Annotated in this window: 10 protein-coding genes; 4 read left to right on the top strand and 6 right to left on the bottom strand. The window is 72.2% G+C overall.

Annotation, left to right across the window (positions count from 1 at the left end; genetic code table 11):
- Position 1 precedes the first annotated feature (1 nt).
- The 4 genes from ABZ208_RS25470 to ABZ208_RS25455 are packed head-to-tail and all read left to right on the top strand — an operon-like array spanning position 2 to position 3,952.
- On the top strand, positions 2 to 1,060 hold the full coding sequence (locus ABZ208_RS25470) for an ABC transporter permease (RefSeq protein ID WP_356911782.1): 1,059 nt from the start codon (positions 2 to 4) through the stop codon (positions 1,058 to 1,060).
- The gene (locus tag ABZ208_RS25465) at positions 1,057 to 1,986 is read left to right on the top strand and encodes an ABC transporter permease (RefSeq protein ID WP_356911781.1); all 930 of its coding nucleotides are present in this window, start codon (positions 1,057 to 1,059) and stop codon (positions 1,984 to 1,986) included. The genes ABZ208_RS25470 and ABZ208_RS25465 overlap by 4 nt, the downstream gene beginning before the upstream one ends.
- Positions 1,983 to 2,975, top strand: coding sequence for an ABC transporter ATP-binding protein (locus ABZ208_RS25460; RefSeq protein WP_356911780.1), 993 nt, complete (start codon positions 1,983 to 1,985; stop codon positions 2,973 to 2,975). The genes ABZ208_RS25465 and ABZ208_RS25460 overlap by 4 nt, the downstream gene beginning before the upstream one ends.
- Positions 2,972 to 3,952, top strand: a complete 981-nt coding sequence (locus tag ABZ208_RS25455; protein ID WP_356911779.1) for an ABC transporter ATP-binding protein — start codon at positions 2,972 to 2,974, stop codon at positions 3,950 to 3,952. Before ABZ208_RS25460 ends, ABZ208_RS25455 begins: the two co-directional genes overlap by 4 nt.
- Positions 3,953 to 4,297: 345 nt before the next feature.
- On the opposite strand, the gene ABZ208_RS25450 is transcribed toward ABZ208_RS25455, so the two are convergent.
- The 6 genes from ABZ208_RS25450 to infB form a co-directional block, all read right to left on the bottom strand.
- Positions 4,298 to 5,254 carry a bifunctional riboflavin kinase/FAD synthetase gene (locus ABZ208_RS25450; RefSeq protein ID WP_356911778.1) on the bottom strand — a complete coding sequence of 319 codons (957 nt, stop codon included), beginning with the start codon at positions 5,252 to 5,254 and terminating at the stop codon, positions 4,298 to 4,300.
- Positions 5,155 to 8,985, bottom strand: a complete 3,831-nt coding sequence (locus ABZ208_RS25445; RefSeq protein ID WP_356911777.1) for a serine protease — start codon at positions 8,983 to 8,985, stop codon at positions 5,155 to 5,157. Before ABZ208_RS25445 ends, ABZ208_RS25450 begins: the two co-directional genes overlap by 100 nt.
- A gap of 222 nt (positions 8,986 to 9,207) precedes the next feature.
- Positions 9,208 to 10,104, bottom strand: a complete 897-nt coding sequence (gene truB, locus ABZ208_RS25440; RefSeq protein WP_356911776.1) for a tRNA pseudouridine(55) synthase TruB — start codon at positions 10,102 to 10,104, stop codon at positions 9,208 to 9,210.
- On the bottom strand, positions 10,101 to 10,547 hold the full coding sequence (gene rbfA, locus ABZ208_RS25435; protein ID WP_356911775.1) for a 30S ribosome-binding factor RbfA: 447 nt from the start codon (positions 10,545 to 10,547) through the stop codon (positions 10,101 to 10,103). The genes truB and rbfA overlap by 4 nt, the downstream gene beginning before the upstream one ends.
- Positions 10,548 to 10,594: 47 nt before the next feature.
- Entirely contained in the window at positions 10,595 to 10,888 is a 294-nt protein-coding gene (locus ABZ208_RS25430; protein WP_356911774.1) for a DUF503 domain-containing protein, read from the bottom strand.
- A 139-nt stretch (positions 10,889 to 11,027) separates the two neighbouring features.
- The gene (infB, locus tag ABZ208_RS25425; protein ID WP_356911773.1) at positions 11,028 to 14,141 is read right to left on the bottom strand and encodes a translation initiation factor IF-2; all 3,114 of its coding nucleotides are present in this window, start codon (positions 14,139 to 14,141) and stop codon (positions 11,028 to 11,030) included.
- Positions 14,142 to 14,216: the final 75 nt, after the last annotated feature.

Below are 14,216 nucleotides of genomic sequence, written 5' to 3'. Positions count from 1 at the left end.
GATGAGCACCACAAGCACGACCGGCACCACCGGCACCACCGCCGTGGCGCGGGCCCCCAAGGCCCGCGCCACGAGCGCCGATGCCCGCGCCTATCTGTTCTATGTGGGCGGCAAACTCGCGGGGGCGGCGGTCTCGCTGCTCGCCGTGCTCGTCACGAGCTTCTTCCTGTTCCGGATCATCCCGGGCGACCCGGTCAAGGCCATGACGCACGGCATGCCGACATCGGCGGAGCAGATGGCCACCCTGCGCCGCCAGTTCGGGCTCGACCAGCCGATGTGGCAGCAGTTCACCGACTACTGCGCCAAAGCGCTCAGTGGCGATCTGGGGATGTCGTACCAGTTCCACGCCCCCGTCGGGGAGCTGATCTGGCTGAAGCTGCCGGCGACGCTGCTCCTCACCGGTGTGGCGGTGGTGATCTACTCGGCGATCGGGCTGTGGCTGGGTACGCGCTCGGCGTGGCGCCACGGCAGTCTCGGCGACAAGCTCAACACGGGAGTGGCGCTGACTCTGTGGTCGGTCCCGTCGTTCTGGCTCGGTCTTCTGCTGATCATCACCTTCTCGGTGGGGATCGGGCCGATCCCCGGCCTGTTCCCGACCGGCGGTATGGAGTCGGGCACCGAGAGCGGCTTCGCGTACCTCCTCGATGTGGCGCACCACATGGTGCTGCCGGTGATCACACTGGTCGCCGTCGGCTATGCGCAGACGCTGCTGGTGATGCGTTCCTCGCTGCTGGACGAGATGGGCAGCGACTATCTGACGACGGCGCGGGCCAAGGGGCTGCGGGACGACTCGGTGCGCCGCAGGCATGCCGTTCCCAATGCGCTGCTCCCCACGGTCACCATGGTGTTCATCAATCTGGGGCATGTGGCGGCCGGCTCGATCCTCGTGGAGACGGTCTTCTCCTGGCCGGGCCTCGGCGGACTCTTCTACCAGGCGCTCAGCGTGCCCGATCTGCCGCTCGTACAGGGCCTCTTCGTGGTCTTCGCCGGCGCCATGATCCTGATGAACCTGCTTGCCGATCTGCTGTATCCACTGCTCGATCCACGGGTGGGCCGATGACGACTACACCGGTAGCGAAGACCGGGCAGGCCGGGCGGACCGCGGCCTCCCTGGCCTGGGCTCGCCGCCGCCACTCGGTGGCCCGGTTCTGGAAGGCGTACCGCTCCCGTCGCGCGGGGCTCTACGGTCTCGCCGCGCTGACGCTCATCGCCCTGGTGGCGCTGGCCGCGCCCTGGCTGGTGGGCCCTGACGTGCAGAGCGTGACGAACGCGCCCGGCTCGGCGCTGGAGAAGCCGAGCAGTGAATTCCCGCTCGGGACGGACCAGTTCGGCCGCTCTCTGCTGGATCTGCTGCTGTGGGGGGCGAGGATCTCACTCACCGTCGGCCTGCTGGCGGCCGCGCTGTCGGTGGCCATCGGCACGCTGGTCGGCATCATCGCCGGTCACTACGGAGGCTGGTTCTCCACGGTGCTGATGCGGATCACGGACTGGTTCCTGGTGATGCCGACGCTGGTGCTGGCGATCGTGCTGGCCACCGTGATGTCGCGCAGCGTGTGGACCGTGATCGTCGCGATCGGCGTCACCAGCTGGCCGACGACGGCCCGGCTGGTACGCGCCCAGACCATCGCGGTCGAGTCCCGTCCCTACATCGAGCGTGCCAAGGCGCTCGGCGGCGGCCACGGCCACATCATGAACCGTCATGTCCTGCCCAATGTGATGCCGCTGGTGCTTGCGCAGACCACGCTCGGTATCTCCAGCGCGATCCTCACGGAGGCGACGCTGGCCTTCCTCGGCCTCGGCGATCCGTCGGTCGTCTCCTGGGGCGGCATGCTGCAGGACGCGCGCGAGGCCGGCGCGGTCTCCTCGGGCCACTGGTGGTACCTGGCACCGCCCGGTATCGCCATCGCGGTCGTGGCACTCGCTTTCACGCTGTGCGGGCGGGCGATCGAGTCCGTGCTGAACCCGAAGCTGGGGGTGGCTCGTTGAGCCTGCTCGAGGTCAGGAACCTCCATGTGACGTACGGCTCCGGAGCGCGGGCCGTGCCCGCGGTGCGCGGCGTCGACCTGTCCCTGGCCGCGGGCCGCAAGCTCGGCATCGCGGGCGAGTCCGGCTGCGGCAAGTCGACCATCGCACTGGCGCTGCTGCGGCTGCTGCCCGCGTCGGCCAGGCTGACCGGCGAGATCCTGCTGGACGGCGAGGACGTCCTCACCATGAAGTGGGGGCGGCTGAGGGCCGTGCGGTGGGCGGGGGCGTCGATCGTCTTTCAGGGCGCCATGCACTCCCTGAACGCGGTGCACCGCATCGGCGACCAGATCGCCGAGCCGATCCTGCTGCACCGCAGGTCCACGACCGAGGCGGAGGCTGCCACGCGCGTCGGCGAGCTGCTCGAGCATGTGGGGCTGCCCACCTCACGCGCGGACGCCTATCCGCACGAGCTGTCCGGCGGGCAGCGGCAGCGGGTGATGATCGCGATGGCGCTCGCCTGCGATCCGCAGCTGATCGTCGCGGACGAGCCGACGACGGCGCTCGATGTGATGATCCAGGCGCAGGTCCTCCGGCTGATCGAGCAGCTGGTCGCCGAGCAGAGCATCAGTCTGCTGATGATCAGCCACGATCTGGGAGTGCTGGCCGACACCTGCGACCGCCTCGCGGTGATGTACGCGGGCCGGGTCGTCGAGGAGGGCCCCGCCCGGGCGGTGTACGCGGCGGCGGAGCATCCGTACGGGCGGGCCCTGTCCGCCGCCTTCCCCCGTATCGGCGACCCTGCCTCGCGCCGCGCCCCGCGCGGCCTGCCCGGTGACCCGCCCGATCCGGCGGCGCTGCCGGGCGGGTGCACGTTCCATCCGCGCTGCCCGGTCGCGGTGGAGGCGTGCGCCGCGGAGGACCAACTGCTGGCGGTGGCCGGTGAGGACCACCGTGCGGCGTGCGTGCATGTGGGCAGCGCCCCCGAAGCCGTTGTCAGGAGCCAGTCATGACCACCACTCCCCTGCTGTCGGCCGACGGTCTGCATGTCGCCTTTCCCGGGCGACGCGGCGGGCGGACGGCACGTGTCGTCGACGGGGTCGATCTGGACATCGGCACCGGTGAGATCGTCGCCCTGGTCGGTGAGTCCGGCTGCGGCAAGACCACGCTGGCGCGTTCCCTGCTCGGCCTGGTGCCGCCCACCTCGGGCCGGGTCACCTTCGGCGGCGCACCCCTCGCCTACGGATCCCGGGCGCTCAAGGCGTACCGCAAGCGCGTGCAGCTGGTACTCCAGGATCCGAGCGGAGCGCTCAATCCGCGGCACACGGTGTACGACGCGGTCGCCGAAGGGCTGCGGATCCACGGATACGCCGGGGACGAGCGCGAGGCCGTCGCCGAGGCGCTCTCGCGCGCGGGTCTGCGTCCGCCCGAGCGCTTCTTCCTGCGCTACCCGCACGAGCTCTCCGGCGGCCAGCGTCAGCGCGTGGTCATTGCGGGCGCCCTCGTGCTGGAGCCCGAACTGATCGTCGCCGACGAGCCGGTGGCCTCACTGGACGCCTCCGTACGGGGCGAGATCCTCGCACTGCTCCTGCGGCTGCGCGACGAACTGGGCCTGTCCGCGCTGGTGGTGACGCACGACCTCGGTCTGGCCTGGAACATCGCGGACCGGGTCGCTGTCATGTACCTCGGCCGTATCGTGGAGACCGGGCCGGTGGAGGACGTCCTGACGGACCCTCGGCATCCCTACACGAAAGCCCTGTTGTCGGTCCTGCCGGAATCCGGCTTGCCGCCCGTCGTCCTGAGCGGCGAGCCTCCGGACCCTTCGCGCATCCCCGAGGGCTGCCGCTTCCACGTCCGCTGCCAGGTGCTGTCGTCGGGCGAGGCGACGCGGGCGGGGGTGTCCGACCTGTGCCGCACCCAGGACCTGCCGATACTGCCGAGCGCGGCGGAGGCGCACGTGGCGTGCCACTGGGCGACGCGGCCGGGATGACGGGTGGTCGCGTCCACCCTCACGGGATGAGGTACGCCGGGATCGATCCCGGGACCTGACGCGGCACAGCTCGCGCGGAGCGCGGTGACCGGCGACGGAGCCGCACGTCGAATGCGGCGCTGCCCGGACACAAGCTCTGGATCGGTCGGACGTCACGCACACGGACCGGGCCGGACCCCCGGCTTCCGCCACGCCCGACGGGCGACGCCGGCGTGGCGAAACGCACCTGGCACGCGCAACGCCCCCGGTTGCGTCGTGCCGTGCCCCCGTTCCGCGGAACGCATGCCCACAGCGGGACCGACGAGTGACCATGCAGTGGCCGGGCCGCGCCCGCCCGGGTCCGGGTCAGCCCCGGACGTCGCACGCGCCGGTCAGCTCACGGCACTTCTTGACGTCCTCGCCGATCGCGTCCAGCAGTGACTCGATCGAGTCGAACTTCTCCTGGCCGCGCACGTACGCCAGGAAGTCCACCATCACGTGCAGTCCGTACAGATCGAGCCCCACACGGTCGATCGCATACGCCTCGACGGTCCGCTCCGTGCCGTCGAACTGCGGATTCGTGCCGACCGAGATCGCGGCGGGCATCCGCTCACCGTCGGCGGTCAGCCAGCCCGCGTACACCCCGTCCGCCGGGATCGCGGTGTGCGGCAGGGTCTCCACGTTCGCCGTGGGGTAGCCGAGCTCACGCCCCCGCTGTGCGCCACGCACGACCACGCCCTCGACGCGGTGCGGCCGGCCCAGGATCTCCGCCGCGCCCTCGACATCGCCCTCGGCGACGAGCCGCCGGGTCAGCGTCGACGAGAACGGCTCGCCGCCGCCCGCCGCGCCGCTCACGTACAGGTCGACGACCTCGACCTCGTAGTCGTACGTGGCGCCCAGTTCGGACAGGAAGGCGACGTTGCCCGCGGCGCGGTGGCCGAAGCGGAAGTTCGGGCCCTCTATCACCGCGCGTGCGTGCAGCTTGTCGACCAGCACCTTCACGATGAAGTCGGCGGGCGACAGCTTCGAGAACTCGGCGGTGAAGGGCAGGATCAGCACAGCGTCGACGCCCAGCTCGGCCATGAGCTCCGCGCGCCGGTGGTGCGGGGCGAGCAGCGGCGGGTGGCTGCCCGGGCGGACGACCTCGCTCGGATGCGGGTCGAACGTCACCACGACCGAGGGCACGCCCAGGTCGCGGGCCCGCTCCACCGCGCGGCCGATGATCAGCTGGTGCCCGCGGTGCACCCCGTCGTAGGAGCCGATGGTGACGACGCTGCGTCCCCAGTCCTCGGGGATGTCCTCCAAGCCACGCCAGCGCTGCACTGTGACCGCTCCTCGCCCGAACCTGTGTCCATGATTGCCTCTTGCGCAGGTCTAAGACTGCCATGCCCACGGCGTGCGGTCGGCATCGGCACCGGACAGGCAAGCGGCACAAGGGCGCGGCGGGTGCCCGGACCGACCACCGCCGCCCACTCCTGCGGCGCCGTGGCCAGCCATCCGGTCAGCGACGCGGCAAAGCCGGGCAGCTCAAGTGCCAGCTCCACGAGCCGGCGGTCGAGACGGGCCGCACCGCCCGGACTGCGGGCGAGCAGCAGCCCCGTGCGGTGCACCAGCTCGCTGGTCCGGGGCTCGGTACGGACCGTGCAGCCCAGCGCCGCCGCGCTCAGCACGGCCTCCAGCACGGCCAGATCCCGTGCCTCGTACTGCTCGTACTCCAGCAGTACGTCGAGCAGCTCGGCGCGCAACGGCAAGGACGTCGCGCTGCCGGAGGCGGCCAGCACCGGGGCGAGGGCAGCGCGCACCTGGGGCGGGCGGCCGCGCAGCAGGCGTGTGACGAGGGGGAAGAGGAGGTCGCGCGCACCCGGTCCCCGTTCGAGGAGGCATTCGACGTACACGGCGGCCTGCCGTGCGGCCTGCGGTCGGTGGTCGACGTACTCGCAGACGAGCGCGGCGGCGCGGCGGGCCGCGGCCGGAGCGGTGATGCCGGCGAGGACGCCGAGGATCTCGCCGCCCTCGTCGGCATCGTCGGCGTGCCGGTCGCCGGGCGACGGCAGCAGCCTGGCCCGGAAGGCAGCGAGCACGGGCCCGGGGTGGTCGGCGAGTGCGGGTGCGAGCGCCCGAGCGGACAGCCCGGGCGCACCGGCCGTGTACGCCGCAAGCGCTGCGTCCAGGTGGTGGGGGCGGCTGACCGGATCCCGGACGAGGATCATGAGCGCGGGGACGTGCACGGCGGGGTCCGGGGGTCCGTCGAGCAACCCGAGCGCTGCCTGGCGCAGCAGCTCACGATCGGCCGGACGGGTCGCCGCGGCCGCGGTGGCGGGCGCGTGCGCCGCGGCCGCGCTACGGCGCTGCGGACGCGGGTCGCGGGCCCAGCGTGCGACGGCCCGGCACAGCGCGGAGGGCTCGTCCTCGGCGAGTGCGGCGAGCAGTTCCGCGGCACGGGGGTGATCGGTCTCGACGAGGGCCTCGGTGAGATCGTCGACGGCAAGGCCGCGCCGGGCGTAGAGCAGGGCTTGAGCCGCCATGGCGACGGTGGGGCGTACGGTCGCGTCGGGCCCGGCGGGCAGCGGCGTGGTGTCGGCGAACCAGCGGCACAGCAGCGGCTGTACGGCTCCCGGGTCGGCGGCGAGCCGCGTCGCCGCGACGTCCAGGAAGCGCCGCCCGCCGCCCCGGCCGGACCGGTCGCCGTGCGGCGGGTCGTCGGGGACGAGCCGCCGCAGGAGATCGAGACGGGTGGCCTCGCAAAGGGGCAGCCGCTCCCAGAAGCCGGGTCCGAACGCGTCCGGGTCGCGCAGGCGGACGAGCCGCCGCAGCACGTCGGCGTAGGGCTCCGCGTCCGGCACCCGCCGCAGCACCCCGCCGAGCAGCCGGCAGGCCCACCACCGGGCGTCGCCCGATGCTGCCCGGGGTTGCTCCAGAGCGCGGGCCAGCCCGGTCAGCCGCCGCTCCAGCGTGGCCGGTCCGTGCAGCGGGTCCAGCCGGAGGAGAGCGTGGACGACGGTGCCGAGGCGATGCCGCGGGACCGGCTGTCCGGCACCCGGCTGCGGGCGGTGGACGAGGCGGTCCAGCGTGGCGTCGACATCCAGGTGGGCGCCCAGGATCCACTCGGCGACCTCCTCGTGCGCGAAGCGGTACCCGGGCCCCGCCGCCACGATCAGCCCTTCGGCGAACACGGCGGATTCCCACCCGGAGAACAGCTCCTCGAACGACGCGTGGTCCAGATCCCCCTGCCCCGTCGCCAGACACCGCCGGGCCATCTCGTGGACGTGCCCCGCGAGGGATGCCGCGAGCCGGCGCACGGCGCTGCCGGGCACGTCACCGGCGACCCTTGCGGCGATACGCAGACAGACCAGATCCAGATACGCACCGAACAGATCCGCACGTACCGGGCGCACAGACATGTCCGCGCCGGGAGCGTCCCGCACCTCGCCGTAGATCCTGAGCGCCAGCGGATGCAGGGCGTCGGCGCCTGCGAGCACCCCGTCGGGCACCCGGCACAGCTCCCGCATCCGCCGCGCCTCGTCCGGCGTGAACTCCCCGATGGGCACTGCCGGCGGGTGCTCCCCCGGTCCCGCCTCCGGTCGACCGGCCCTCCCCCGTGCCGGATCGAACCGCTGACCTGGTGCCGCCGACGAGCCCGTGCGCCCGCCGGATCGCAGCTCCGGCAGCCGCGGCCGGTCCTCGTCGCCGGCCGTTTCCCCCGCCGCGTCGCCCGCCCGCACTGCCTCGCCCGCTCCCGCGCCGCCGCCCGCCCCCACCACCACTCGGTGCACGCCTGCCGGACACAGCGCCGCATCCGGCAATGCCGTGCGAGGCCGCACATGCACCGCGTCGGAAGCTCGCAGCACCGCCCTGCGCTCCGGCACACGGACTCGTGCGGCGCCCGCGCCCGATCCGTACAGCACGCCCGGCGGGTACAACGCCCCCGCCGCCTCCCAGTGCTCCGGGCGGCAGCCGATGATCAGCCGGGTGTCCGTCGCCGTCAGCCATGCCACCGTCTTCGCCGTCCACCGGGACATGGCATCCGGCGGCAGCGGCGGGGCTTCCTCGGGTCCGTCCAGAACGATGAGCAGCGTGTGTCCGGCCTCCCGGGCCAGGCCTGCCACGCGGTCCGGGGTGATGCCGTCGGTCATGCCGGCCGGACCCGACGCGTCGAGGACCCGTGCGGCCGCGTCGGCGATCGACGTGTCGTCGGCGCGCAGGTCGGCGCCCCGGATCCGGAGCGTGGGCGCGGGCGTGCGGCGGGAGGCGAGCGCGGTGAGCTCGGTGGTGCGGCCCGTGCCGGGTGCGCCGACGAGCGCGGCCACCAGGGCAGCTGCACCATCGGCGAAGTCGTCCAACTGCCGTGCGACACCGGGCCTTTCGATCCTGGGACCGAGCGCATCGCGCGCCGCGGTGAGTTCCAGCACCGCCGCCAGGTTCAGATCGTCCCCGTACCCGGGCACTGTTGCCCCGTTGCGCCGCAGCAGGGCGGCCAGCGGCCCGTCAGGCGCCCGGCCGGTGGCGCGCAGTGGTACGGCGCATGCCGCCGTGGCATGCCCGCAGCGCAGCGCGGTGCCGAGGATGCCGAGCACCGCTCCGGTACGGGCGTCGAGCACCGGGCCCCCGGCCGCCGCGCCGCCGAGGCGCAGCGCGTCACTGCCGTCCGTACCGATCGCCAGTTCCAGCGCGTCGTCGATGGCATGACGGGAGCCGGCGGCGCCGTACGTGGCCCGGGTCGTGCCCAGTACGCGTGCCTCGCGCCAGCCGTGGGCGGCGAGCCGTACATACCTCCCCGGCTCGGCCCCGTCGCGCGTGCCGATCGGCAGCGGCGGTACGCCCAGCCCGTCGGCACGCAGCAGCGCAAGTCCGTGGTGCGGCAGTGCCGTGACGGCGTCGCCCGCGGCGGAGCAGACCCGCCCGTCGGAGGCGTACAGCATCACCCGCGCCTGCCCGTCGACTGCCTCATGGCTGGTCACCACCGTGCCGAGGCGGTCGGCGACGAAGCCGGTGCCGCGCGGCCGGCCGGCCGGATCGCAGATGCGCACCAGCGCTGCCAGGTCCCCGCTTCCCATACCGTCGACGGTAGGTCCGCAGTGATCAACAAGAGAAGGCCGTGAGTGAACGCGCCCCCCAGTGCTCCCGCGGTTCACTCCGTGCGCCTGCCCGAACAGGTGATTACGCGGTCCGGAAGGGATAGACCTCTGCCTGGGGGAAGCGAGGGGGATCGTGGAACGGGCAGCGGCGCTGCCCGTTCCACGAGGAATCAGAGGAATCCGGTGAGTCCCGCGGCCGGGTCAGCCGAAGACGGCAAGGCTCTTGGCCTTGCCCTTGTGCTCCTCGACCAGGGCCACGAAACGCCCGTCCGGCCCGAAGACCGCGACCGGCGAGGCCCCCTGTGCCGGCATCTCCAGCCGCACCCCGTTGGTGAGCAGTTTCGCCTGCCTGCCGTCCACGTCCCAGCGCGGGAACGCGGCGGCGGCGGCTTCGGCGACCGGCATGACCGTCAGCTCCTGCTGCAACTGGTCGAGCGTCTTCGCCGCGTCCAGTCCGTACGGGCCCACGCGCGTGCGCCGCAGTGCCGTCAGATGCCCGCCGACGCCCAGATCGGCGCCGAGGTCACGGGCCAGCGCCCGGATGTACGTCCCGGAGGAGCAGACCACGGAGACCACCAGGTCCAGGACGCGCAGGCCGTCCTCGGTCACCCCGTCGCGCACGTCGTAGACGCGGAAGGACGACACGGTCACCGGCCGGGCGGGGATGTCGAACTCCTCGCCGCCGCGCACCCGTGCGTACGACCGCTTGCCGTCGATCTTGATGGCGCTGACCTTGGACGGCACCTGCATGATGGCGCCGGTCAGCTTGGCGACTCCCGCGTCGATGGCCTCCCGGGTGACCCCGGAGGCGTCGGACGAGGACGTGATCTCGCCCTCCGCGTCGTCGGTGACGGTGTTCTGCCCGAGCCGGATGGTGCCGAGGTACTCCTTCTCGGTCAGCGCGAGATGACCGAGAAGTTTGGTGGCCCTCTCGACCCCGAGCACGAGCACTCCGGTGGCCATGGGGTCCAGCGTCCCCGCGTGTCCGACACGGCGGGTCCTGGCGATCCCGCGCATCTTGGCGACGACGTCGTGCGAGGTGAAGCCGGACGGCTTGTCGACGATGACAAGGCCGTCCGGCGTCCTGTTGTCCGTCATTCCGAGGCTTCGTCCTCGTCGGTCTCGGGCTTGCGGTACGGGTCGGCCTCGCCGGCGTACGCGGCGCCCGAGGACGCCTCGCGCACCTTGGCGTCGGAGGCCCGCGCCTTGTCGAGGAGGTCCTCGATCGTCTTGGCGGTCTCGGGGAGGGCGTCGGCGACGAAGGTGAGCGTCGGCGTGAACTTCGTGCCGGCCGCCGCGCCGACCGCCGAGCGCAAGATGCCCTTGGCGCTCTCCAGACCCGCCGCCGCAGTGGCCCGTTCCTCGTCGTCGCCGTAGACCGTGTAGAAGACCGTCGCCTCCCGCAGATCACCGGTGACCCGGGTGTCCGTGATGGTCACATGCGTGCCCAGCCGGGGGTCCTTGATGCCGCGCTGCAGCTTCTCGGCGACCACCTCCCGGATGAGGTCCGCCAGCTTCTTCGCCCGCGCGTTGTCGGCCACTGGTCCTTCTCCCTTTTCCTGCTCTTCGTGCTGTGCCTTGCACAGGTTCAGTCTTCGTCGCTGTGGAGTCTGCGTCTAACGGACAGCAGTTCCACCTCGGGCCGGGCGGCGACCAGGCGCTCGCACCGGTCCAGTACGTCTGTGAGGTGCCCGGTGTCCCCGGACACCATGGCCAGGCCGATCTCGGCCCGGCGATGGAGATCCTGGCCGCCCACTTCCGCCGCGCTCACCGCGTATTTGCGCTGGAGCTCGGCCACGATGGGGCGGACCACGGAGCGCTTCTCCTTCAGCGACCGTACGTCGCCGAGAAGCAGATCGAAGGACAGTGTCCCCACATACATGTATGTCCGGATGTCCCGCCGGTTCGGGGTCTGGGGCCCTGCCGCGGCTGCTTGGCAGGGACATCAGCACCGTACACGCAACGGCCGGGGCCGATCGACGGAAATATGTCCCGTCGACCGGCCCCGGACAGGCTGCGTGTCAGCCGCGAGGCTTCTCGCGCATCTCGTACGTCGCGATGACGTCGTCGATCTTGATGTCGTTGAAGTTTCCGAGGTTGATACCACCCTCGAAGCCTTCGCGGATCTCGGTGACGTCGTCCTTGAAGCGGCGCAGGCCCTCGATGTTGAGGCTCTCCGCGATGACCTTGCCGTCGCGGATGAGTCGGGCCTTGGTGTTGCGCTTGACCTCGCCGGAGCGGATGAGAACACCCGCGATGTTGCCCAGCTTGGACGAGCGGAAGACCTCGCGGATCTCCGCCGTACCGAGCTCGACCTCTTCGTACTCCGGCTTGAGCATGCCCTTGAGGGCCGCCTCGATCTCCTCGATGGCCTGGTAGATCACCGAGTAGTAGCGGACGTCGACGCCCTCGCGCTCCGCCATCTGCGCGGCACGGCCGGCCGCACGGACGTTGAAGCCGATGACGATGGCGTCGGAGCCCATCGCCAGGTCGATGTCGGACTCGGTGACCGCACCCACACCGCGGTGCAGGACGCGGATCTCGACCTCTTCGCCGACGTCGAGCTGGAGCAGCGAGGACTCGAGAGCCTCCACCGAACCGGACGCGTCGCCCTTGATGATGATGTTGAGATCCTGCACCAGACCGGCCTTGAGCACCTTGTCGAGGTCCTCGAGGGACACCCGGCGGGTGCGCTTGGCGAAGGCCGCGTTGCGCTCACGCGCAGCGCGCTTCTCGGCGATCTGGCGGGCCGTACGGTCCTCGTCGACGACGAGGAAGTTGTCGCCGGCGCCGGGGACGTTGGTGAGACCCAGGACCAGGACGGGGGTCGACGGACCCGCTTCCTCCACGTTGTTGCCGTTGTCGTCGAGCATCGCCCGGACACGGCCGTACGCGTCACCGGCGACCATCGTGTCGCCGACGCGCAGCGTGCCTCGCTGGACCAGGACGGTCGCGACGGCGCCGCGGCCGCGGTCGAGGTGGGCCTCGATCGCAATACCCTGCGCGTCCATCTCGGCGTTCGCCCGGAGGTCGAGCGAAGCGTCCGCGGTGAGGACCACGGCCTCCAGCAGGGAGTCGATGTGCAGACCCTGCTTGGCGGAGATGTCGACGAACATCGTGTCGCCGCCGTACTCCTCGGCCACCAGACCGAACTCGGTCAGCTGACCGCGCACCTTGGTCGGGTCCGCGCCCTCGACGTCGATCTTGTTGACCGCGACCACGATCGGCACACCGGCCGCCTTGGCGTGGTTCAGCGCCTCGATCGTCTGGGGCATCACACCGTCGTTCGCCGCCACCACGAGGATCGCGATGTCGGTGGACTTGGCACCACGGGCACGCATGGCGGTGAACGCCTCGTGACCCGGGGTGTCGATGAAGGTGATCTTGCGCTCTTCACCGTTGACCTCGGTGCCGACCTGGTACGCACCGATGTGCTGCGTGATGCCGCCGGCCTCGCCCGCAACGACGTTCGTCTTGCGGATGGCGTCGAGCAGTCGGGTCTTACCGTGGTCGACGTGACCCATGACGGTCACGACCGGCGGACGGGAGACGAGCATTTCCTCGCCGCCCTCGTCCTCGCCGAACTCGATGTCGAAGGACTCGAGAAGCTCGCGGTCCTCCTCCTCCGGGCTGACGATCTGAACGGTGTAGTTCATCTCGTCGGCGAGAAGCTGCAGCGTCTCGTCGGAGACGGACTGCGTGGCCGTGACCATCTCACCGAGGTTCATCATCACGGCGACGAGCGACGCCGGGTTGGCGTTGATCTTCTCCGCGAAGTCGGTGAGGGAAGCACCGCGCGACAGGCGAACGGTCTCGCCGTTGCCGCGAGGCAGCATCACACCGCCGACCGACGGGGCCTGCATGGCCTCGTACTCCTGGCGCCTCTGCCGCTTCGACTTACGGCCACGACGCGCCGGACCGCCGGGACGGCCGAACGCACCCTGCGTGCCACCACGGCCGCCGGGACCACCCGGACGTCCGCCGAAGCCGGGACGACCGCCGCCGAAGCCGCCGCCACCGCCACCGGGGCCACCGCCGCCGGGACGACCGGCGAAGCCGCCACCGCCACCGGGACGACCGGCACCGCCACCGCCACCGGGACGACCGGCGAAGCCGCCGCCGGCCGGACGACCGGCACCGCCGGGACGACCGGCGCCGCCACCGGGACCGCGACCGCCGCCACCGGGACCGCCACCAGGACGGGGACCGGCAGCAGGACGCTGCGGCATCATGCCCGGGTTCGGGCGATTACCACCGGGACCGCCGCCAGGGCCCGCGGAACGGGGAGCCTGCGGACGAGGCATGCCGCCCGGGGTCGGACGGGGACCGCCCTGGCCCTGCGGGCGCGGAGCACCGCCGGGGCCGCCCTGCGGACGCGGGGCACCGGAAGCGGCGCCGCCAGGCCCACCGGGGCCGGGACGTGCACCACCCGGACGGGGCGCCTGCGGGCGCGCCATGCCGGTGGAGCCACCGGAGGTGAAGGGGTTGTTGCCCGGACGAGGACCGGCCGGACGGCCACCGGGACGCGGAGCGCCCTGACCGCCGGCGGGACGTGCCGGACGCTCGCCGCCGCGGCCGCCGTCACGCTGACCGCCGGCCGGAGCCGGACGGGCGGGGCGAGGACCGGGAGTACCCGCGGGACGCGGGGACTGCGGTGCGGCGGGCTGGGCCGGGGCCGGAGCCGAGAACTCGGCAGCGGGCACCGGAGCCGCCGGAGCGGGCTTGGCCGGTGCGGGCTTGGGACCCGGAGTCGGACGCGGGCCCGGAGCCGGGGCCGCGGAGGGGGTGCTGCTCGCGGGCGCGGCGGCCGGCTTGGGGGCCGGGGCGCCGGGCTTCGGGGCAGCAGGACGTGCCGCGCCGGCCGGAGACGGCGCAGCGGGTGCAGAGGGGCCGCCCGCGCGGTTGCCCGCTGCGGGGGAGGGCGTCGCCTTGCGGGGCGCGCCAGGCTTGGCAGCAGTCTTGCCGGCGCCACCGCCGGGACCCTGCAAAGCGTCAGTCAATTTGCGTACAACCGGCGCCTCGATCGTCGAGGACGCCGAACGGACGAATTCACCGAGTTCTTGGAGCTTGGCCATGACGACCTTGCTCTCCACGCCGAACTCCTTGGCGAGTTCGTATACCCGGACCTTAGCCACTTCGCTCCTTTTAGGTCCGGGTTACCGCCGGACCGTCGCTACTTCATGGGCGTACTCATCGCGTACTCATCGAGT

Origin of the sequence: Streptomyces sp. NPDC006208 (genome assembly GCF_040613775.1) — a bacterium.
GTDB lineage: Bacteria > Actinomycetota > Actinomycetes > Streptomycetales > Streptomycetaceae > Streptomyces.
Note: the sequence above shows the minus strand (reverse complement) of the source record. Positions and strands in the feature narration are given on the sequence as shown.